Annotated in this window: 1 protein-coding gene; it reads left to right on the top strand. The window is 53.7% G+C overall.

Annotated elements, in window-relative coordinates; all coding sequences use genetic code 11:
• Nucleotides 1-62 precede the first annotated feature (62 nt).
• A protein-coding gene (locus tag D8779_RS20485) for an IS3 family transposase (protein ID WP_136666458.1) occupies nucleotides 63-1,213 on the top strand; the annotation gives its coding sequence in 2 pieces (ribosomal slippage) (nucleotides 63-306 and nucleotides 306-1,213; 1,152 coding nt in all).
• Nucleotides 1,214-1,232: the final 19 nt, after the last annotated feature.

Below are 1,232 nucleotides of genomic sequence, written 5' to 3'. Positions count from 1 at the left end.
TGAATCGCCCCTAGTTTCGTAGACACCTCCAAGCCTCATAATACGGCCCACTAGGAGGTGCCATGAGTAACTCGCGTTATCCCGAAGAATTCAAAATTGAAGCCGTCAAGCAGGTCACTGAACGAGGCCTGCCTATAGCTGAGGTCGCTGCTCGCTTGGGCATGTCGACACACAGCCTGTGTGCGTGGGTGAAGCGCTACAGCAAGCCCCAGGAACAACGAGCGCAAGAGGACGATCAGCAAGCTGAGTTACGTCGCCTGCGCGCCGAACTCAAGCGCGTGACTGAAGAGCGAGACATTCTAAAAAAGGCCGCCGCGTACTTTGCCAAGGAGTGCGGCTGAAGTACGCCTTCATCAATCAGCTATCCGTGGATTACTCGGTTCGTCGCCTGTGCCTTACCTTGAAAGTCCATGCCAGTGGTTACTACGCCTGGCGTGCTGAGCCAAAGTCAGCGCGCGCCTTGGATGATCAGCGACTGCTGGGTTTGATCAAACACGCTTGGCTGGAAAGCGGTTGTGTTTACGGCTACCGAAAAATCTATGACGATCTGCGTGAGCTTGGAGAGCCGTGCGGTAGGAATCGCGTTGGGCGATTGATGCGCCAACATAGCCTACGTTCGCAGACCGGTTACCGGCGGCGACCGGGCCGTTATGGTGGTAAGCCTCCAGTCGCCTCACCGAATCACCTGGAGCGTAGATTCAATGTCACCGAACCCAACAAAGTCTGGGTCACGGACATAACCTACATCCGCACTTACGAGGGCTGGTTATTTTTGGCGGTGGTGCTCGATCTGTTTTCGCGGCAGGTCATTGGCTGGTCGATGAAGCCGCAGATGACGAGTGATCTAGCCATTGATGCATTGATGATGGCGGTTTGGCGACGTAAGCCAAAACAGGAGGTGATGATTCATTCTGATCAAGGTAGCCAGTTCAGCAGCGGCGACTGGCAAAGCTTCCTGAAAGCTAACAACTTGCTTGGCAGCATGAGTCGACGCGGAAATTGCCATGACAACGCGGTGGCTGAAAGCTTTTTCCAGTTGCTGAAAAGGGAACGGATCAAGCGAAGGATCTACAGCACAAGGCAGGGTGCCCGAGCCGATGTATTTGATTACATCGAGATGTTCTACAACCCAAAACGCCGACACGGTTTCAACAATCAGCTGTCGCCTGTAGAGTTTGAAAAGCGCTATTTCCAGAGGTTGGAGAGTGTCTAGAAAACCAGGGGCGATTCAG

The organism is Pseudomonas leptonychotis (assembly GCF_004920405.1).
Classification (GTDB): Bacteria; Pseudomonadota; Gammaproteobacteria; order Pseudomonadales; family Pseudomonadaceae; genus Aquipseudomonas; species Aquipseudomonas leptonychotis.
The sequence above is the reverse complement of the archived record's forward strand: the minus strand, read 5'-3'. Positions and strand labels throughout refer to the sequence as shown.